General features: G+C 71.4%; 1 protein-coding gene. It reads right to left on the bottom strand.

The features are described 5' to 3' along the window. On the bottom strand, positions 1–318 hold a 318-nt coding region (locus tag KVT44_RS55885; RefSeq protein WP_217576938.1), incomplete at both ends, for a HAMP domain-containing sensor histidine kinase.

Raw genomic sequence — 318 nt, 5'->3', positions numbered from 1 at the left:
CGGGCGATGCCCATGCCCAGCCCCGTGCCCGATGCTGAGCCCTCCTGCGCGTTCTGCGCCCGGAAGTACGGGGTGAACACGCGCTCGACGTCCTCGGCTGTCATGCCGATGCCCTCGTCGGCGATCGAGACGGCGACCCAGCCGTCGTCGTCGAGCGCCGCCGCGACGCGCAGGGTGCCGCGGTCGCTGTACTTGATCGCGTTGCACATGATGTTGTCGACGACCTGGCGCAGCCGGAACTCGTCGCCCTCGCCGAGGAGGGGACCCGCGACGCCGGATTCGATGGCGAGGGCCGAGGCGGATGCCGCGGGCTCGAAC

Source organism: Streptomyces sp. GbtcB7 (genome assembly GCF_019091445.1).
Classification (GTDB): Bacteria; Actinomycetota; Actinomycetes; order Streptomycetales; family Streptomycetaceae; genus Streptomyces; species Streptomyces mirabilis.
Note: the sequence above shows the minus strand (reverse complement) of the source record. Positions and strands in the feature narration are given on the sequence as shown.